Origin of the sequence: Pseudoalteromonas sp. US3C1004 (assembly GCF_048401065.1) — a bacterium.
Taxonomy (GTDB): Bacteria; Pseudomonadota; Gammaproteobacteria; order Enterobacterales; family Alteromonadaceae; genus Pseudoalteromonas; species Pseudoalteromonas undina.
In genome coordinates this window covers 695,663-715,210 of sequence record NZ_CP183074.1, presented here as the reverse complement: position 1 = coordinate 715,210, position 19,548 = coordinate 695,663, and the positions used below count along the sequence as shown (strand labels likewise).

General features: G+C 40.1%; 14 protein-coding genes. 10 read left to right on the top strand and 4 right to left on the bottom strand.

Going from position 1 to position 19,548, the window contains the following annotated elements:
* Positions 1-6: 6 nt before the first annotated feature.
* The 3 genes from astD to ACNSN3_RS18540 all read right to left on the bottom strand — a co-directional run bounded on the left by astD (position 7) and on the right by ACNSN3_RS18540 (position 3,791).
* Complete coding sequence (gene astD / locus ACNSN3_RS18550) at positions 7-1,473, bottom strand: succinylglutamate-semialdehyde dehydrogenase (RefSeq protein WP_418609405.1); 1,467 nt, start codon at positions 1,471-1,473, stop codon at positions 7-9.
* 8 nt (positions 1,474-1,481) lie between these two features.
* Entirely contained in the window at positions 1,482-2,516 is a 1,035-nt protein-coding gene (gene astA / locus ACNSN3_RS18545; protein ID WP_010388944.1) for an arginine N-succinyltransferase, read from the bottom strand.
* 69 nt (positions 2,517-2,585) lie between these two features.
* Positions 2,586-3,791 (bottom strand): aspartate aminotransferase family protein, encoded by a 1,206-nt coding sequence (locus ACNSN3_RS18540; protein ID WP_418609403.1) that lies wholly within the window; start codon positions 3,789-3,791, stop codon positions 2,586-2,588.
* 188 nt (positions 3,792-3,979) lie between these two features.
* Between ACNSN3_RS18540 and ACNSN3_RS18535 the strand changes: the two genes are divergently transcribed.
* From ACNSN3_RS18535 to ACNSN3_RS18525, 3 genes are all read left to right on the top strand, one after another.
* Entirely contained in the window at positions 3,980-4,408 is a 429-nt protein-coding gene (locus tag ACNSN3_RS18535; RefSeq protein ID WP_010388942.1) for an Lrp/AsnC family transcriptional regulator, read from the top strand.
* 256 nt (positions 4,409-4,664) lie between these two features.
* Positions 4,665-5,042 carry a hypothetical protein gene (locus tag ACNSN3_RS18530; RefSeq protein WP_010388941.1) on the top strand — a complete coding sequence of 126 codons (378 nt, stop codon included), beginning with the start codon at positions 4,665-4,667 and terminating at the stop codon, positions 5,040-5,042.
* 143 nt (positions 5,043-5,185) lie between these two features.
* Positions 5,186-6,211: a GGDEF domain-containing protein gene (locus tag ACNSN3_RS18525; protein WP_054201650.1), complete on the top strand. Its 1,026-nt coding sequence runs from the start codon at positions 5,186-5,188 to the stop codon at positions 6,209-6,211.
* Between the two features lies 1 nt (position 6,212).
* Here ACNSN3_RS18525 and ACNSN3_RS18520 read toward each other — a convergent pair whose 3' ends face one another.
* On the bottom strand, positions 6,213-7,136 hold the full coding sequence (locus ACNSN3_RS18520; RefSeq protein WP_418609400.1) for a hypothetical protein: 924 nt from the start codon (positions 7,134-7,136) through the stop codon (positions 6,213-6,215).
* 377 nt (positions 7,137-7,513) lie between these two features.
* On the opposite strand from ACNSN3_RS18520, the gene ACNSN3_RS18515 reads away from it, so the two are divergent.
* Genes ACNSN3_RS18515 through ACNSN3_RS18485 form a run of 7 tightly spaced genes read left to right on the top strand, consistent with a single transcriptional unit; the run spans position 7,514 to position 19,492 of the window.
* Entirely contained in the window at positions 7,514-7,816 is a 303-nt protein-coding gene (locus ACNSN3_RS18515) for an isoamylase early set domain-containing protein (protein ID WP_010388937.1), read from the top strand.
* Positions 7,817-7,825: 9 nt separating this feature from the next.
* A complete protein-coding gene (gene malQ / locus ACNSN3_RS18510) occupies positions 7,826-9,820 on the top strand; it encodes a 4-alpha-glucanotransferase (protein ID WP_418609398.1) in 1,995 nt (664 codons plus the stop codon).
* The gene (glgB, locus tag ACNSN3_RS18505) at positions 9,821-12,043 is read left to right on the top strand and encodes a 1,4-alpha-glucan branching protein GlgB (RefSeq protein WP_418609397.1); all 2,223 of its coding nucleotides are present in this window, start codon (positions 9,821-9,823) and stop codon (positions 12,041-12,043) included.
* A complete protein-coding gene (gene glgX / locus ACNSN3_RS18500) occupies positions 12,036-14,099 on the top strand; it encodes a glycogen debranching protein GlgX (protein WP_418609395.1) in 2,064 nt (687 codons plus the stop codon). The genes glgB and glgX overlap by 8 nt, the downstream gene beginning before the upstream one ends.
* Positions 14,092-16,617: a glycogen/starch/alpha-glucan phosphorylase gene (locus ACNSN3_RS18495; RefSeq protein WP_418609393.1), complete on the top strand. Its 2,526-nt coding sequence runs from the start codon at positions 14,092-14,094 to the stop codon at positions 16,615-16,617. Before glgX ends, ACNSN3_RS18495 begins: the two co-directional genes overlap by 8 nt.
* Positions 16,618-16,637: 20 nt before the next feature.
* On the top strand, positions 16,638-17,912 hold the full coding sequence (gene glgC, locus ACNSN3_RS18490; RefSeq protein ID WP_418609391.1) for a glucose-1-phosphate adenylyltransferase: 1,275 nt from the start codon (positions 16,638-16,640) through the stop codon (positions 17,910-17,912).
* Positions 17,913-17,959: 47 nt separating this feature from the next.
* The gene (locus tag ACNSN3_RS18485) at positions 17,960-19,492 is read left to right on the top strand and encodes a glycogen synthase (RefSeq protein ID WP_418609389.1); all 1,533 of its coding nucleotides are present in this window, start codon (positions 17,960-17,962) and stop codon (positions 19,490-19,492) included.
* Positions 19,493-19,548: the final 56 nt, after the last annotated feature.

The following is a 19,548-nucleotide window of genomic DNA, read 5'->3' as shown; positions in this document are numbered from 1 at the left end:
AAATTGTTATTCAATAATTAAGCCCGGCGCGAGGGTTTGCGGTAAGTTAACTTTTTCTGACTCTACTGAGGCCACTGGGTATGCGCAGTAATCAGCAGCATAGTATGCACTAGCTCTGTGGTTACCACTGGCACCTATGCCACCAAATGGCGCTGCGCTTGATGCGCCTGTAATAGGGCGGTTCCAGTTAACAATACCGGCACGAATACGTTTTAAAAAGTGGCTGTAATCATCTTCGCTGTCTGCAAGTAAACCTGCAGATAAACCAAAGCTGGTGTTATTCGCCTCTGCTATAGCGCTATCAAAGTCAGTGTAACGATATACTTTAATTAGCGGGCCAAAGTGTTCTTCATCGGCGATTTCATCGATTTTAGTGACATCAATAATACCCGGGCTGACAAAGCCAGTGCCTGGTTTTAATTGTTTAAGCTCAACGAGTACCTCAGCACCTTGTTTAACTAGGTCAGCTTGCGCTGCAACCATGCCTAAGGCGGCTTTTTCACTGATCATGGCACCCATAAATGGTTGATCGTCAGCAAAGCTATCATCTACAAGGATATTTTTGGTTGCGCTGATCAGCTTTTCTAAAATAGCATCGCCATTGGCTGATTTTTCAATAAATAATCGACGTGCACAAGTACAACGCTGACCCGAAGTAATAAAGCCCGATTGAATAATATCGTGAACGGCTGCGCTCACATCAGCAACATCTTTAACCACTAGCGGGTTATTACCGCCCATTTCAAGCGCTAAGATCTTACCTGGATGGCCTGCAAATTGTTTATGTAATAAATGCCCTGTGTTTGAGCTACCAGTAAAAAATAAGCCATCGATATCTTGATGTGAAGCAAGTGCTTTACCTGTTTCTAGTTCACCTTGAACAAGGTTTATAACCCCAGCAGGTAAGCCTGCTTTTAGCCACAGCTCTAAAGTAAACTGTGCTACGTAAGGAGTTAGTTCTGATGGTTTAAACACCACGGTATTACCCGCTAATATAGCAGGGACTATATGACCGTTTGGTAAATGCCCAGGGAAATTATATGGGCCAAAAATAGCCACTACACCATGTGGTTTGTGGCGAATAAAGGCTTTTGCGCCAGGCATTGGGTTTTCGGTTGTGCCAGTTCGTTCATTGTAAGCACGGATAGCAATAGCAACTTTGCCTGTCATCGCACCGACTTCTGTGCGCGTTTCCCATAGTGGTTTACCTGTTTCACGAGCAATAATGCTAGCAAATTCTTCGCTGTGTTCTTTTAATTGGGCAACAAAGTTTTCTAAAATGGTAATACGTTGTTCAATTGGCATATCTGCCCATTGAATTTGCGCGGCTCTTGCCGCTTCAATAGCACTGCTAACTTGTTCGGGGCTGGCACCATTACCTTGCCAAACAACTTCGCCATTGCTTGGATTAACAGAATTAAAAGCAGGGCCTTGGCCTGCGTGCCATTGGTTATTAATTAGTTGTGTGTTCATAAATAGTGTTACAGGCGGAAAAATCGCGCTGCATCTCCTTGATTTAAATGAAGTGCATCAGCTACTTCTTGGCTGATAACTAAGGTGTGCTTTGCTTGATTATAATGAGCGTGTTTAGTGAACGTGGCTCTAAAGTCGCTAACCCCTTGATTACAAATAGCAAGGGTATCTGAGCTTTGCTCATTAATATGTTCAAGTTCACCAATGGTAATTGGGCATACTTGTGAATCACGAATACTGCGAATATTACCGAGCTTTGCCTCTACCGTGGGACCTGCGTCAAATAAATCAACGTAGCCACGATGTTCAAACCCTTCTTTTTCAAGCAACTTAAGTGCAGGCTTGGTTTTATCATGAACATGACCAATCACCGCTTGTGCTTTTTTACTTAGCAAGTTTACATAGATAGGGTATTTAGGCATAAGCTCGCTAATAAATACTTTATCGCCTAAACCAACTAAGTGATCAGCTTGTGGAAATTCAATACTAAAAAAGTGTTCTTGTAACCATTGCCAAAATGGAGAGTGCCCCTGTTCATCACTCACGCCACGCATTTCAGCAATTACAGTGTCGGCAAAGCGTTCACTATGTTGTGCCATAAATAAAAAGCGTGAACGTGATAAAAACCGCCCTGTTAAGCCTTTTCTGCTGTCTTCACGTAAAAATAAAGTACATATTTCTGAGCAGCCTGTGTAGTCATTACACATACTTAAAATATCAACGGTATTGTAAACGTTTAAGGTGGGTGAATGATGGACAGTTTTACCTAAATGGTAGTGATACAAAGGCACAGACAAACCGACGGCCGCTTCTATGGCGGTAGTACCAATTACTTTGCCAGTGTCACTGTCTTCTAAAACAAATAAATAGCTTTCATCGATAGGCTTATTTACATTTTTAGTAAAGCTGTTTTGTGCACGGTCTATTTTTTCTTGTAGTTGTCCATCATCGACAGGTAAAGAGGTAAAACCATGGCCTGATTCAATGGCAATCTCTTTAAGTGCTGCAAAATCATTGACAGTAATAGGACGTAATACTTGCATTAACTACTTGCTCCAATAAAGCCCTGAGGTAAACATTTATCTCAGGGCTTTATATGTTTTACTTAGTGATTAACCGTTTACAACTTCGCTTACTGCTTTTTCAAAGCGAGCTAAGCCTTCCTTAATATCCTCAAATGGGATCACTAATGAAGGTGTAAAGCGGATAACGTTCATTCCGGCTACTAAATTCATTAAACCGTTATTAGCACTTGCAACTAAGAAGTCGCGAGCACGGCCTTCAAATTTTTCATTTAATGCAGCACCAATAAGTAAGCCTTTACCACGGATTTCACTAAATACATGGTATTTTTCGTTAATGGCATTTAGACCATCACGGAACATTTGTTCACGTTCTTTTACGCCATTTAAAACCGCAGGGGTATTTACTGTATCAAATGCAGCTTCTGCAACAGCACATGCCAATGGGTTACCACCGTAGGTAGAACCATGAGTCCCTATTTTTAGGTGTGCTGCAATGTCAGTAGTCGTGATCATAGCGCCAATTGGGAAACCGCCACCTAATGCTTTTGCCGTGGTTAAAATATCAGGAATAACATCTAAGCCTTCGTATGCATATAAATGACCTGTACGGCCAACGCCGGTTTGTACTTCATCAAAAATAAGCAGTGCGTTATGCTTAGTACACAGTTCACGTACTTTTTGTGCAAACTCATTGGTTGGTGGCACAATACCGCCTTCACCTTGTAATGGCTCCATCATTACTGCACAAGTATCATCGCCAATTAAGGCTTCAAAGGCAGCAATATCATTGTAGTCACAATGAACAATATCAGCAGGCTTTGGCCCAAAACCATCAGAATAAGCGGCTTGGCCACCTACAGTTACAGTGAAAAAAGTACGGCCATGAAAGCCTTTATTAAAAGCGATGATCTTAGACTTTTCAGCACCAAATTTGTCCAAGGCAAAGCGACGCGCTAACTTTAAAGCCGCTTCGTTTGCTTCAGCTCCTGAGTTTGCAAAGTAAACTTTTTCTGCAAAGGTAGCATCAACCATTTTCTTAGCTAAGCGAAGTGCTGGCTCATTGGTCATTACATTTGCTAAGTGCCAAATTTTTTCGCCTTGCTCTTTTAGTGCGCTCACTAATGCAGGGTGACAATGACCTAAACAATTAACCGCAATACCACCGGCAAAATCGATAAATTCGTTGTTATTTTGATCCCACACGCGTGAGCCTTCACCACGAACGGGAATAACTGCAGATGGGTTGTAATTAGGGACCATTACGTCGTTAAATAAATCTCTGGTTACTTGCATTTTTACACCTAAATTAATCACATAAAAAACGTTGCTGAAAAATAACGATAAGCTCAGGCTTATTCAGCAATACAATGCGTTCATACTTATTAAAAATGTCATTATCAAAGGTTATGGATTAAATTTGCAGTGCTATTTTGTGAAAAATGATTAGAATAATAGTCAAAATAACGAACCTTATTAGCATTATGATAACTCCCCAAGATAAAAAGCTACTATCAGTATTAAAAACGAACGCTAGAGCAAGTATTTCTGACCTTGCAAGGCATTTAAATTTATCCCGCTCAACAGTGCAAAGTCGCATGCTTAAGTTGGAGCAAAGTGGGGTGATTAAAGGGTATAACGTTGACTTTGGAGATGATTTTTTAAATAGCTTAGTTTCTGCACATGTCTCAATAAAGGTCAAACAAAAGCTAACGACTAAAACCAACGTAGAGTTAAAACAAATAGATGCCATATCTCAGTTGTATGCAATTAGCGGTGAATTTGATTTAATTGCCATTGTCGAAGCTCAAAACCTCGAGCAGTTAAGCCACTTATTAGACGATATAGGTAATTTAGATGGGGTAGAGCGCACTCGTTCATCGGTTATTTTAGAAACCAAATTTAAGCGTTAATTAGATTTATTTCTAACCATTCAGTGAGTATTAATTATTTGCATTTAGGCTCACTTAATTGTAATCTCCTCGTTATTAGAAACAAGGATTGTTTTTGACCAAATCAATAGGCTTTTCGCCCCTGCATTTGCCACAATCCTCCAATACTAAACAAACCTGATAAGTATAGTTATTACATGCAAGAACACTAGTTGATTACAATGTGAGAAACAGGACGTTTTGGCAAAACAGCTCAAAAACATTACAAGGAAATGTTATGAAATACACAACACTAGCTGCTGCAGCCCTATTAATAATAGGTGGCTCATATTTAAGTGCAAAGGCCACTTTATTTGACTCAAGCGATAACATAACGGTTGAAACTTACAGCGACATATTTTTCAAACTAGAATCCTCACCCGTCAATATTGATGAGATTATTACTGGCGCGAGTCAGTTTGCCAATAGCTTATGTGATGAAAGTATTTATCAAGAAGTTATTGGTGAGTCAGTAAACTCATGTAAGCAAAAATTCAAACAATCACAAGCGCAATGTGCTGACTTTATTACAAAAAATAGTCAGGCTATGTACACTGATAAGGTTGCTATAACGCTCGTATCTGAAAAGTTTATAAATTGCATGACGAATAGCTAAGTTATATTTTGTTCAAAGTTCACCCAAAGCTCCCTATTAGACTGGGTGACATTGGTATTTCAATATTTTAATTAGCATATTATACCCTGTGGTCTATGCTGAATTTATGAGTTGTTAATGCCCAGTTTGCTTTAGGGAGTACAATGCAAGAAAATTTACTAAACTCAGTTATCAAAATAACAAAAAACAGAGACGTAGACTCACTTGAATACAGCTTGATATCGACCATCCAAGAGTTTATTGGGTGTAAAGAAGTTTCAGTTTATAAAGACATAGAAGTTCAGGGTCAACTTACCATTGAACAAAGCCTTTGTTTGAAAGTGACTGGTGAAAAGCAATTTGAGTGGGTACAACGACAAATTGTTGCACACCCCGAGGATGAGCTTTTATCCTGCTTACGTTCTGCTTGCATTATCACGGTGCAATCAACAGATGGCATCGAACGCCGTTGGTTACCCATTACCCGCCAAGAGAAAACAGTCGCCGCAATTTCTGTGGTTTCAAACAGCCTAGATAGTCCAGCTCAGGTGATGTTGAATGCTTTTTGTCGTATTTTTGAAAATTATTTAGTGATTCTTCATGAAAACGAAAGAGATAAATTAACAGGACTATTAAATAGACAAACCTTTGAGAAAAAAATAAAACAACTGATTGAAAAACAAGTATTAAAAGTTCACAGTTCTTCCCGAGATGAGGGTAAAAGGCAAAAAAAATACGCATCTACATCTTGGTTAGCTATTTTAGATATTGATCATTTTAAAAATATAAACGACAAGTATGGTCATATTTGCGGTGATGAAGTACTGCTGATATTAGCGCAAAAAATGCGTCACTTTTTTCGTTCAACCGATTTAATTTTTCGCTTTGGTGGTGAAGAATTTGTGATTGTTTTTGAGCCCACTGATGCAGATTCCATATGTAATAAAATGGCAGAATTTTTACAACTCGTCAGAAATACTTCGTTTCCTTTTGTTGAAAACATGACGATCAGTGCTGGTTTAGCACGTATTAGCCCTTATGATTTCCCAATCACTGTAATAGAAAGCGCCGACAAAGCACTGTATTACGCTAAAAATAATGGCCGAGATAAGTTTTGTGTATACGAAGATTTAATCGCTGAACAGCTAATCAACGTACAAGAAAACGATTCAGAAATAGATTTATTTTAACCTACTGGGCTTGTGCGTGGCTTCGCTGTACCTTTACCTTAGTAACTTGATCGAGCTTTAAAAAATAAACATTACCGCCAATGCCTTTAAATTCCTCATCGGTAAAGGCAATTGTATTATCATCATAAAACGTGATCGCTTCTTTTTGGGTCACAATACCAAGATCAATTTTAGACACATCACCAGAGAAAAATTTATCCCCTTTAAAATTTTCAAACAGCCAAATGCTGGTTGAGTCTAGTAGCGCAAGTTTTTTTCTATCTGGGCTGAGTGCTGCAGAGGTGATCCAGCATAACTTTTCCATGGTGGTGCAGGTTCTAAATGAGTCAATTAGCTGGGCGTCAAAATTTGCTGCATGATCGCCTACTTTGTAAACATTGGTAATACCATCAAAGGGTTCAGTTCGGTTTTTAGTAAATAAATATAAGTGCCGGCCAAAAGCGACAAAAGCTTCTAAGTCATAATTGCGTTGATCAGGTTGTATTGGACTGCCGTCTAATTCTGGGTAGGTAAATTTAATTATCTCGGCTTCAGTGGTATTTGTTTTAATATCAATCGGGTTTTCTATTTTATAAATGGTTAGCCACTTACGTTCATTTTTATTATTACCAAAGTCACCCAAGAAAAAATGACCAAAGTTATTTTGTGTCATGTCCTCCCAATCAATGTTTTTTGCGTTGCTGACTAAAATTTCTTTAGCGATAGAGCCATCGTCATTGAGTCTATATAGCTTAGGTTCGTCGCCACTGTCATTAATAGCCCACAGACGTTTATATTTATCAAACTCAATGCCAGAAATTTCTTTTAACTTTGGGTCTACAGAGACAAGCTTTTTACTATATAGTGTATAAATTGAACTACCCACAACAGCGATGGTAGTGAGAAAAATAATAACAGAGGTAATAAGAATGCTTTTTTTAATCATAGTTTTTAAATATTTATCGGCATTGGCTAGGTAGATAATTATTATCGCTGATGATGTGGTTAAGCTAAAGGTTTTTTAACCTCAATGCGGTAATAAAAAACGATTATGTGTGAATTGTTGTAAAAGAAATTTAATCGGGTGTAGTTGGTTTAAAAATTGCTCAGTTAAAGAGCTTACCTAAAAACCTGTTTAAAATGGTTAAAAACTGCACCAACCTAGTGCGGTAAAATAAATAACGCACTGTAATAATGCGTAAATAATGTTTTGTTTAACTCTAAGCTTGTTTTTATGTGAATGAATGGATTCCACATCGCCTATTTAAGCTGTTTGGCCTGTGGCAAAGATGAATAACCCTTACGGTTTAGTTGGAGCCTATTATGTTGAATAAACGCTTTTTTAAGACAAAAAACGAAGCAGAAGTCACGTTTGAATTTTCTCATCCTGATGCTGATGATGTCTGTTTACTTGGGGAGTTTAATGATTGGCAGCCAGTGCCAATGAAACTGAATAAAAAGTTGGGTGTGTTTAAGTGTAAACAGCGTTTGCCTGTTGATAAAGAGTTTCACTTTCGTTATTTGATTAATGGTAAGCAGTGGGATAACGACCATCAGGCTGATGGTTATCGGGCTAATAATTTTGGTTCAGAGAACAGTATAGTAAATACACAACGCATTAATTAAGGTTGGTGAATGGACGCACTATCGCAATTATTTTATTTGCATGGAATAGGCTATGAATACACTAAGTACACTGGTGAACACGTTGTTTTTAGCGAACAAACGCGCAAGTTAGCCTTGCAGTGTTGTGGCGTTGACACCAGTGATGCAGAGCAAATAGATAAGTTAAATTACCAATTAGATGCGGCCACTTGGTTAACGCTTGCACCGGCTGTTAGCTTAGTAAAACAGCCTAGCAATGTGCTTAAAGTACGTATTAAAGAAACCGACGCGCACCATAAAATTACGCTTAACATACCTGCATTAAATATTAAGCTACAATTTGAACAAATTGCTGACTATGCGCCATTAGGCGAGTATTTTTTAAATGACTGCCGTTATATTGAAATAGCGTTGCCACTTACCCATTTACCTACGGGTTATTATGATGCGTTGCTGAGTATGGGAGCGCAATCGGCAACTACACAAATTTGGTCTATCCCTAAACAAGTTTATCAAATTGCCGATAGTAAACGCCTTGGCTTATCAATTCAGTTATATACATTAAAAAACCAAGCCGGAATGGGAATTGGTGATTTTAATGATTTACTTGAATTAACCACATTATGTGCAAAACAAAAAATGGATTATATTTTACTTAATCCTCTGCACTTATTATTTGCAGATAACCCAGAGTGCGCTAGTCCCTATAACCCCAGTAACCGCGCGTTACTCAATCCATTGTATATAGCAATTAACTTATCGACAGATAGTATTAACAACCCCGCTTTAGATGATTACTTATCTTCTTGTTGTTTAACGTCGCACAGCGAGCAAGATATAACCTTTATTAATTATAAAACGGTTACTGAGCAGAAATATAATGCCTTTAAACTGCTTTTTGTGCATTTTCAACAACAGGGTAGTCAAGCACGGCAAGACGAGTTTACAGCCTTTTGTAAACAGCACCGCGATGTACTTGCTATGCTAGAAACCACAGAACCGACATTCGACTATTACCTGCAATGGCAAGCACATAGCCAACTCATACTGTGCCAACAACATTGTATCGACCAAGGAATGGCGATTGGTTTGATTAACGACTTAGCAGTTGGCTGTGCCAAAGAGGGCAGCGAATATAAACATCAGCTGAAACTGTTTAGCCAAGATGCGACTGTAGGAGCTCCACCGGATCCTTGGGCTGAAAGTGGCCAAAATTGGGGTTTGCCAGCAATAAATCCTCAGCGCCTTGCTGACAATAACTATTATTTTTACCGCTCACTTATACGCGCCAATATGAATGCTGTGGGTGGATTACGCATTGATCATGTTATGGCAATTAGACGTTTATGGTGGTGCTTTAGCAATAATAACAGCCAAGATGGTTGCTATGTTTACTATCCATTCGAGCACTTGTTAGCTATTTTGAAAATAGAATCTCACCTAAATAAGGCTGTCGTGATAGGCGAAGATTTAGGTGTTGTGCCACCTGAAGTAAAAGAAGCGCTGGTGAGCAGTGGAATTTTTTCAAACAGTTTATTTTATTTCGAAAAACAACAAAATGATGAATTTGTTAATCGTGATGATCTTAGCGAACAATGCCTGCTGATGATTGCCAATCATGACGTACCGCCATTTGTTGGCTGGTGGCAGCATAGTGATTTAACCCTCAAACAACAGTATCAGCTGATTGATGCCGCTAAACACCAGCAGCTAGTGCAGCAACGTCAACAAGAGCAACAACGGTTAGTTGATTTTATTAATGCACAAGACACACATTCTGACATGTCATTAAACACTGATACTTTTGCGATTTATAGCGCGCTGGCTTTGTGTTTAGCAAAGTCGCCATCGCGATTATTTGCCCTACAAATTGATGACTTAGACAAACAATGCTACCCAGTTAACATTCCGGGTACAGATAAAGAATATCCCAATTGGAGACGGGTGTTAACACATACGTGCGAGGATATTTTTACTGATAACGCATCACTTTTGACTGCAATACATTCAATGAGGAATGGGTAAATGGGCAGTATAAAAAATATGAAATCAACGCCAGTGACTGATTATGATTCACAAGTTACTGCGCTCGCAGCAGGACGGTTTAAAGACCCGTTTAGTTTTTTAGGAGCGCACAGTACACAAAGCGGCATAGAAATTCGAGTGTATTTGCCAGCTGCACTGCAGGTTGAATTGTTAATTGGTGATCAAACAATTACTGCATTGCGCTATAAACAAAGTGATTTATTTATAGCTGAGCTATCAAGCATGCCGAGCAGTATGTATCAATGTCATGTTAGCTATAGAAGCAATAATATTACCTTTTACGATGAATACAGTTTTAGTAGTACCCTTGATGAGCAAGCAATGTACTTGTTCAATGAAGGGAGTCTTGAGCATGCTTATGCGCACTTAGGCGCGCAATTTATTACACAACAAGGCGTAGACGGTGTTCGTTTTTGTGTGTGGGCGCCAAATGCTGCCAGCGTTTCAGTGATTGGTGAATTTAACTTTTGGCAGTCCAATCGTCACTTTATGCGATTTCATCCGGCTAGTGGAGTATGGGAGTTATTTATCCCGGGGCTGTGCGCCGATATGTGCTACAAATTTGCTATCACCACACTCAGTGGTGAAGTTTTAGATAAAGCCGATCCCTTTGCTTTTAAAATGCAGCAAGCGCCAGGTACAGCAAGCATTTTACAATACAAACCCACCCCTATCACGCTTAGTGAACAAGCGATCAAAAATAGGCAAAAGCGTAATCATATTGATGCCGCTATTAGTATTTATGAAGTGCACTTAGGTTCTTGGCAACGCGCTGAGCATAATCGTTATTTAAGCTACAGCGAGCTGGCAGATAAGCTTGTAAGTTACGTGGTTAAAATGGGGTTTACGCATTTACAACTTATGCCTATCAGTGAATACCCGTTTGATGGTTCTTGGGGTTATCAGCCGGTAGGCTTGTTTGCGCCTACAAGCCGCTTTGGTGATTACAACAGCTTTAAATACTTAGTTGAGCAATGCCATAAAGCCAATATCGGTATTTTACTGGATTGGGTGCCGGGGCACTTTCCAAGCGACCCTCATGGGTTACATTGTTTTGATGGCACCCATTTATATGAACATGCTGATATGCGTCAAGGGTTTCACCCTGATTGGAATACCTATATTTATAATTACGATCGCCCTGAAGTTAAAAGCTTTTTAATATCAAATGCAATGTATTGGCTCAGTCAATTTGGCATAGATGGACTGCGAGTAGATGCGGTGGCATCTATGTTGTATCTTGATTACAGCCGAAAAGAAGGGCAATGGGTAGCTAATTGCTTCGGTGGCAGAGAAAACTTAGGGGCTATTGAGTGCCTTAAACAAGTAAACATACGCAGTTATAAAAATAACCCCGGTATTATGATGGTGGCTGAGGAGTCAACGGCGTGGCCCGGAGTAACGCAAAGCGTTGAGCATAATGGTTTGGGCTTTGGTTACAAATGGAATATGGGCTGGATGAACGACAGCCTGCATTACATGCAGCAAGACTCACTATTTAGGAAATACCATCATCATAAAATGACATTTTCTATGGTGTATGCTTTTAGTGAAAATTACATTTTACCACTGAGTCATGATGAAGTAGTCCACGGTAAAGGTTCACTTCTAAACAAAATGCCCGGTGACGATTGGCAACAGTTTGCTAATTTACGGGCTTATTATGCGTTCATGTGGGCGCATCCAGGAAAAAAACTTCTGTTTATGGGCGCCGAAATAGCACAGCGAAAAGAGTGGGATCATGACCATTCAATAGACTGGAACTTGCTTGAGTATCAAAGTCATCAAGGTATTCAAGATACGGTAAAACGCCTTAATCATGTGTACCAAGCCCACCCAGCACTTTATGAGCTTGATAGCTGTGCTACAGGCTTTTCATGGATAGATAATAATAACAATCAGCAAAGTATATTTAGCTTTATTCGTTATGCTAAAAGTGCTGACGATTTTATGGTTGTTGTCGCTAATTTTACCCCTACTGCTTATCAACATTTTACCTTAGGCGTGCCTGCTAAAGGCAGTTATAAGGTGATATTAAATACTGATGAGTCATGTTTTTTTGGCTCTGGCATTAATGTTACTGATGAGCCAAGCCAACTTATTCATTCAATTAATCAACCAAGCCATGGCTTTGATCACAGTATCACATTACAGATGGGTGGCTTAACCACTGTTTACTTACAAAAGGTGAATGATGAGTAATTGCTTTGAGGTTACCCATGGTGCATCTCTTCCATTGGGATCGACTGTACAAAACAACGGCGTCAACTTTGCCTTATACGCCCCTAATGCAAGCCAAGCTTTTGTTTGTTTATTTGATAAAAGTGGCCATACAGAAATATTAAAAATAGCTATGAATATTAATGAAGGCGGGGTGTGGAGTATTCACGTTGCGCCACTTAGCGCTGGCGCATTATATGGCTTTAGGGTTGATGGTGAGTATAACCATGAAAAGGGCATGTTATTTAATGAACATAAGTTGCTGATTGACCCGTATGCAAAAGACTTGTTTAACGAGTTTACTTGGAGCGAGCGCCATTACGGACAAATGCCGATAGGCACTAAAAGCGTGGTTAATAATGCGATAGATATGCCTAAATCTAAAGTGACTACATCGGTTGCTTATACCAATAAAAAGCCACAGCATAGCTGGGCTAATACGGTAATTTATGAGTGTCATGTAAAAGGTGCTACCTGTCGTCATCCAGGTATTCCAAAAGTACAGCAAGGCACGTTTTTAGGCTTAAGCCACCCGTGCTTTATTGAGCATTTAAAAAGTTTAGGTGTGACCGCTATTGAGCTTTTGCCTGTGCATGCGTTTATAAGTGAACAATTTTTAATTACTAAAGGGCTGCAAAATTACTGGGGCTACAATAGCATCAATTTTTTTACTCCCCATAAAGACTATTTGGTTAATGACGATATAAACGAATTTAAACAGATGGTTAGCGAATTACACCGCGCCAATATTGAAGTTATTTTAGATGTTGTATACAACCATACAGCAGAGGGGGGCAGTGATGGACCGATATTGTCTTTACGTGGCTTCGATAACCTCACTTATTATCGCACTATAAATGGGCAACCCAATGTATATATAAATGATACTGGCTGTGGTAACACCTTAAATATTGACCATCCAAAAACCTTGCAATTGGTTCTTGATAGCTTGCGTTATTGGGTGGAAGTTATGGGGGTTGATGGCTTTCGATTTGATTTAGCCACCATTTTAGGGCGTTCAAGCACGGGTTTTAGTGCCTCTCATACGTTTTTACAGGCCGTTGCACAAGATCCTATATTAAATAAAGTAAAACTGATCAGTGAGCCGTGGGATATAGGCCCTGGCGGGTATCAGTTAGGTGCTTTTCCTGCTCCTTGGCGTGAGTGGAATGATCAATACCGTGATGTGATTAAACGCTTTTGGCAAAGTGAAAAAGGCATTATTAGTGATGTTGCCAAGCGTTTACATGGCTCGTTTGATATTTTTGAACACAGTAACCGCGGCCCGCTTAATAGTATTAATTTTATTACCAGTCATGATGGTTTTACCCTTGCCGACTTAGTCAGTTATGAGCACAAACATAACCAAGCAAATGGTGAAAACAATCAAGATGGCCACAGCGCTAATTATTCGTTTAATTGCGGAGTTGAGGGATTTAGTAGCGATCCTGAAATAATAAACTTACGGCTCCAACAACAAAAAAACTTTTTACTTACCTTGCTACTCTCTAAAGGGGTGCCAATGATAGCCGCTGGCAGTGAAATGGCCCATTCTCAAGGTGGTAATAATAACGCTTATTGCCAGAATAACCGCACAAGCTGGCTGGCATGGAAAGACTCACAACTAAACCACTCATTAATTCAGTTTATAGATGATGCATTAAAAATTAGGCACGGTCACAGTGCGTTTAAACACAGTGTGTTTTTAGATGATATTGATGAACGTTTCACCGTTAAGTGGTTCACCGAGCAAGGTAAAAAAATGGATGAAACACATTGGCATGAAGATACGCGACAATTTTTAATGTATAGCTTACTTGATAAGCAAAATAAGCACGCCTTATTAATTATTTTAAACGCCAGTAAACAGCCCGTGGTCTGCCAATTACCACAATCGCCCATTACTGCGACATGGGCGTTAGTGTTATCAAGCGTAAATAACGCATCAACTGTTGTTGAAGAAGATGCAACCGTGAATATTTCAGCACAAAGTAGTTGGGTTTTTAGTGCCAATTTAGAAGGCGAAGATTATGACTAAGCAAGACGAGCAAGTGTGTGTGGTAAAAGGCTGGCAAGAAGGCCCGGTTATTGATGAAAGTACCTTAAGTGATGATTTAACTCGCCACTTTTATTACACCTTAGGGCGTGATGTGGTGGGAGAGTCGCAGTTGTATTTATATCATGCATTGGCGCTGACAATAAGAGATAGACTCGTTGCGCGTTGCAGAGAAACTAATCAGCAAATTAAACAACAAAAACGCCGCAAAACAGCGTATTTATCGCTAGAGTTTTTAATGGGTAGAGCACTGGGTAATGCGGTACTCAACCTTGATTTAGAGTCTCAGGTAAGTACTGCACTACAAGCTTACTGTACTGAGCTGGAAAATGTAGAACAAGCAGAGCATGATGCCGGCCTAGGTAATGGTGGCTTGGGGCGCTTAGCGGCATGCTTTTTAGATAGTTGCGCGAGTTTAGCGCTGCCAGTAGTAGGTTATGGAATTCGCTATGAATACGGCATGTTTAATCAATCAATAAAAGAAGGCAACCAAATTGAGCAGCCAGATAACTGGCTACGCGAAGGTCACCCTTGGGAATTGAGCGCTCCAGAGCAAGCTAAACGAGTTAAGTTCTCGGGTTATGTACAAAGTTATACTGATAAATTTGGCCGTGAACATCGCCAGTGGATTAGCTCCCAAGATGTGCTTGCGGTTCCTTATGATGTTCCCATTCCGGGCTATAAAAATAATATTGTTAATACCCTTAGGCTTTGGAAGTCTGAAGCAACCGATGAATTTAATTTAACCGAATTTAATGCCGGTAGTTATTCAGAAGCGGTGGCGCAAAAAAACCTCGCAGAGCAAATAACCATGGTGTTGTACCCTAACGACAGCAGTGAAAATGGTAAAGAACTGCGTTTACGCCAGCAATACTTTTTATCATCGGCAAGCATTCAAGATGTACTGAGCCAGTGGATTGAGCAATACGGAGATAATTTTACTGATTTTGCTCAGCATCATGTTTTTCAGCTTAACGACACTCATCCTAGTATTGCCGTGGCAGAGCTGATGCGAATTTTAGTTGACGACCATGAACTCGACTGGGATCAGGCATGGAACATCACAATCAAAACCATGGCTTATACAAACCACACCTTATTGCCGGAGGCATTAGAGAAGTGGTCAGTGGGGTTATTTGCTAAATTATTACCACGTATTTTAGAAATTATTTATGAAATTAATGCCCGTTTCTTAGCAGAGGTTGCAAGGCATTGGCCGGGTGATGTGCAAAAGCAACGAGACTTATCATTAATTGAAGAGGGCGAAGAGCCGCAAATTCGCATGGCTTTCTTAGCCATTGTTGGTAGTTATTCAGTCAATGGCGTAGCCGCACTGCATACCCAGTTATTAACTGCGGGTTTGTTTAAAGATTTTTACTCATTATGGCCTGAAAAGTTTAATAACAAAACCAATGGGGTGACACCAAGGCGTTGGCTTGCTTATTGTAATCCGGGTCTGAGCCATATTATTAGCGAGAAAATAGGAAAAGACTGGGTAGGCGACTTTGCAAAAATTAGCCAATTACGCCGTTTTTATGATGATCCGCAATTGCACGTAACATGGCAGCAGGCAAAACGGCAAAACAAGCAGCGTTTAGTCGATTTAGTAAAACAAAAGTGTGGCGTCGAGTTTGATGTAAATATGCTATTTGATGTGCAGGTAAAGCGTATTCATGAATATAAGCGCCAGTTACTCAATGTCCTACATGTTATTCATTTATACGACCGCATTCGTCGTGGCGATACACAAGGCATGGTACCTCGTTGTGTATTACTCGGAGGTAAAGCCGCACCTGGTTATATGATGGCGAAGAAAATTATTAAACTGATTAATAATGTTGCTGAGGTGATCAACAAAGACCCTGAAGTATCGATGTTTTTAAGAGTTGCCTTTTTACCAAATTACAATGTGACCGCCATGGAAACTATATGTCCTGCAACAGATTTGTCGGAGCAAGTTTCTACAGCAGGTAAAGAAGCATCCGGTACCGGCAACATGAAGTTTATGATGAATGGTGCGCTCACAATAGGCACGTTAGATGGCGCGAATATTGAAATCCGCGATGCAGTAGGAGCTGAAAACTTCTTCTTATTTGGCGCACAAGCCGAGCATATTGACGAAATTAGAGCGCATTATAATCCCAGTGAAATTATTGCGAATAACTCAGCTCTAAACAGCGTGATGCATCTCCTTGAAAGTGGTCATTTTAATCTATTTGAACCCGGCTTATTTGATGATGTCATTAGCGGCATTAAAAGCAAAGACGATGCATGGCTAACCGCACATGACTTTGCCAGTTACATTGCAGCGCAGCGTGAAGTGGATAAAGCGTACGCTGATCAAACCCACTGGACTCAAATGAGTATTTTAAATACCGCGGCCAGTGGCTTATTTTCTAGTGACAGAACAATAGGCCAATATTGTGATGACATATGGCACTTAACCCCACTAGATACTTCACAGCAAACAGTAAAAACAAACACTGACACTAATAGCTGACACTAAATGGAGAGAGTAATATGCCCAGTTATGCAAATCGCTATATAAGTAATTTAACCAGAGACACCTATGCACTCATTCTAGCCGGCGGACGAGGTTCTCGTCTTCATGAGCTAACAGACTGGCGTGCAAAACCAGCCGTTTATTTTGGCGGCAAGCACCGTATTATTGATTTTCCACTATCAAATTGTATTAACTCTGGTGTAAGACGAGTAGGGATTGCAACGCAATATAAATCTCATTCGCTAATACGCCATGTAAATCGTGCATGGGGGCACTTTAAAAAGGAATTAGGCGAGTCAGTTGAGATTTTACCTGCATCACAGCGTAATGGTGATGAATGGTATTGCGGTACTGCCGATGCGGTATTTCAAAATATGGATATTATTCGCCATGAACTACCTAAATATGTAATGATTTTGTCAGGCGATCATGTATATCGTATGGATTACGGCGGTTTGTTAGCAAAGCATGTCGAAAATGGTGCCGATATGACCGTATGCTGTTTAGAAGTCGCGGTTGAAGAAGCAGCGAACACCTTTGGGGTAATGACCGTTGATCAAGAAAATCGAGTGCGACGATTCGACGAAAAACCAGCTGAACCAAGCTCTGTGCCTGGCAAACCAGGTACGTGTTTAGCGTCAATGGGTAATTACGTATTCAATACTGAGTTTTTATTTGAGCAATTACAAAAAGATTCACAAACCGAAGGCTCAGGACGTGATTTTGGTCATGACATTATCCCCGCCATTATCGAAGAGCATAATGTGTTTGCTTACCCATTTAGAGATCCCGCACAAGTAGGGCAACCTTATTGGCGCGATGTAGGGACCTTAGATTCATTTTGGGAAGCGAACATGGAGTTGGTTATGCCTGAGCCTCAATTGGATTTGTACGACCCTACTTGGCCAATTTGGACATATCAAGAGCAGCTTCCTCCAGCTAAGTTTATTTTTGATGATGACGATCGTCGGGGTATGGCTGTTGATTCAACCGTATCCGGTGGCTGTATTATTTCAGGCTCATTAGTGAGAAAGTCATTACTGTTTTCTAATGTACATATTCGCTCATATTGTATTATTGAAGAGTCGGTCATTTTACCCGGTGTTATAGTTAACCGTGGGTGTAAAATAAAACGTGCCATTATTGATAGAAGCTGTGAGATCCCCCCAGGATTAGAAATTGGTTATGATCGTAAAACCGACGAAGCCAATGGCTTTAGAGTATCTAAAAAGGGAATTGTTTTGGTAACCCGCGAGATGCTGACAAAGTTAGAGAATAAGTTAAATCAATAATTAAATAGCAAGGCGAAAGCCTTGCAGCTAACTATAAGAGTAAATAAATGCATGTATTAATGGTTGCCGCAGAAAATGATGCGTTACCTAATGCCAAAGTCGGTGGTGTTGCCGATGTCATACGTGACGTACCTAAAGCGTTAGCGGCACAGGGACTAACGATTGATGTGGTAATTCCTGATTATGGCTTTGAATTGGGTGAGCGCCGTTTTATTGGTGAAGTCAACGTTGCGTTTAATTCAGCCTCTCACGTTTTATCGCTGTTTGAAATTCCACAAACGCAAAATGCAGTAAGGCAAATAGTAATAAGCCACCCTTTGTTCAGCCAATCACATAGTGTGTATTGCAACGATGATGACAATCGTCCATTTGCTACTGATGCGAGTAAGTTTGCACTGTTTAATGCCGCGATTTGTGAAGCGCTTTTACAAGGGGTTTTAAAACAACCAAACACGTTACATTTACACGACTGGCACAGTGCTTGTGTGGCGGTGTTACTAAAATTTGAGCCTCGCTATCGTAAACTTGCTAAGCTGCGCTTGGTGTACACGGTTCATAACTTAGCCTTACAAGGTATTCGCCCTTTTAAAGACGATGACTCTAGCTTAGAAGCGTGGTTTCCCTCATTAAGTTATGATGGCCAATTGCTTTGTGATCCCCGTTACCCTCATTGCTTTAACCCCATGCGCAGTGCTATTAATTTAGTCGATAAAGTACATGTGGTTTCACCCAGTTATAGCCAAGAAGTGCAGATTGCGAGTAACGATGCAGGCGGTTTTTTTGGTGGTGAAGGACTTGAGCGTGATTTACAACAAGCGGCTGAGCAGGGCAAGCTGATTGGGATCCTCAACGGCTGTGATTACACAACTCAACACCCGAAGCAGGCAACGCTTAGCGAGCTTTTAGAGCAGATAGAAGCTACGCTTTTTAGTTGGATGGCAAAAAACGTACACTTAGACAGCAGCCACTATATTGCTCACCAACGTGTTTTACAATTTATGGCATCAGAGCAGCAAGGGCCTTTAGTGACCAGTGTAGGGCGGCTCACCGAGCAAAAAGTATTGCTGCTGTGCCAGCCACGCAACAATAGTTTAACTATTGATGAGGTATGCAAGGTTATAAACCAATATAATGGTCGTTTGATTGTATTGGGCTCGGGCGATAAAAAACTAGAACAATTATTTACCACTGCGATGGCGCGAAATAGCAATTTATTGTTTTTAAAAGGTTATGGCCAAGGTGTTGGTGATTTAATGTATCAACTTGGGGATTTATTTTTAATGCCTAGTTCTTTTGAGCCGTGTGGCATTAGCCAAATGCTGGCAATGCGAGCAGGTCAGCCTTGTCTTGTGCACAGTGTTGGCGGCTTAAAAGATACAGTTGAGCATAATGTGACTGGTTTTAGTTTTACTGGTGATACCTTATTAGCTCAGGCAGAGGCACTGTTGCATAGTTTATCTGAGGCCTTGAATGTAAATCACGCTAATCCTAAGCAATGGCAAGCGATAAAAAATAGCGCTAAGAACAGCCGCTTTGGTTGGGATGATGTTGTAACTGATTATATTACATACTTATATTAAAAAATTTATTAAAGTTCAGTGACATCCGTTCCTATTTGCGCTTTAATTACTTAGTC

Bases quoted from the DNA above. Each gene is read 5' to 3' on its own strand.
- ACNSN3_RS18540 (WP_418609403.1), bottom strand. From the start codon at position 3,791: ATGCAAGTAACCAGAGATTTATTTAACGACGTAATGGTCCCTAATTAC.
- ACNSN3_RS18515 (WP_010388937.1), top strand. From the start codon at position 7,514: ATGTTGAATAAACGCTTTTTTAAGACAAAAAACGAAGCAGAAGTCACG.
- malQ (WP_418609398.1), top strand. From the start codon at position 7,826: ATGGACGCACTATCGCAATTATTTTATTTGCATGGAATAGGCTATGAA.
- glgC (WP_418609391.1), top strand. From the start codon at position 16,638: ATGCCCAGTTATGCAAATCGCTATATAAGTAATTTAACCAGAGACACC.
- ACNSN3_RS18485 (WP_418609389.1), top strand. From the start codon at position 17,960: ATGCATGTATTAATGGTTGCCGCAGAAAATGATGCGTTACCTAATGCC.
- ACNSN3_RS18520 (WP_418609400.1), bottom strand. From the start codon at position 7,136: ATGATTAAAAAAAGCATTCTTATTACCTCTGTTATTATTTTTCTCACT.
- astD (WP_418609405.1), bottom strand. From the start codon at position 1,473: ATGAACACACAACTAATTAATAACCAATGGCACGCAGGCCAAGGCCCT.
- ACNSN3_RS18495 (WP_418609393.1), top strand. From the start codon at position 14,092: ATGACTAAGCAAGACGAGCAAGTGTGTGTGGTAAAAGGCTGGCAAGAA.
- ACNSN3_RS18525 (WP_054201650.1), top strand. From the start codon at position 5,186: ATGCAAGAAAATTTACTAAACTCAGTTATCAAAATAACAAAAAACAGA.
- ACNSN3_RS18535 (WP_010388942.1), top strand. From the start codon at position 3,980: ATGATAACTCCCCAAGATAAAAAGCTACTATCAGTATTAAAAACGAAC.
- glgB (WP_418609397.1), top strand. From the start codon at position 9,821: ATGGGCAGTATAAAAAATATGAAATCAACGCCAGTGACTGATTATGAT.
- glgX (WP_418609395.1), top strand. From the start codon at position 12,036: ATGAGTAATTGCTTTGAGGTTACCCATGGTGCATCTCTTCCATTGGGA.
- ACNSN3_RS18530 (WP_010388941.1), top strand. From the start codon at position 4,665: ATGAAATACACAACACTAGCTGCTGCAGCCCTATTAATAATAGGTGGC.
- astA (WP_010388944.1), bottom strand. From the start codon at position 2,516: ATGCAAGTATTACGTCCTATTACTGTCAATGATTTTGCAGCACTTAAA.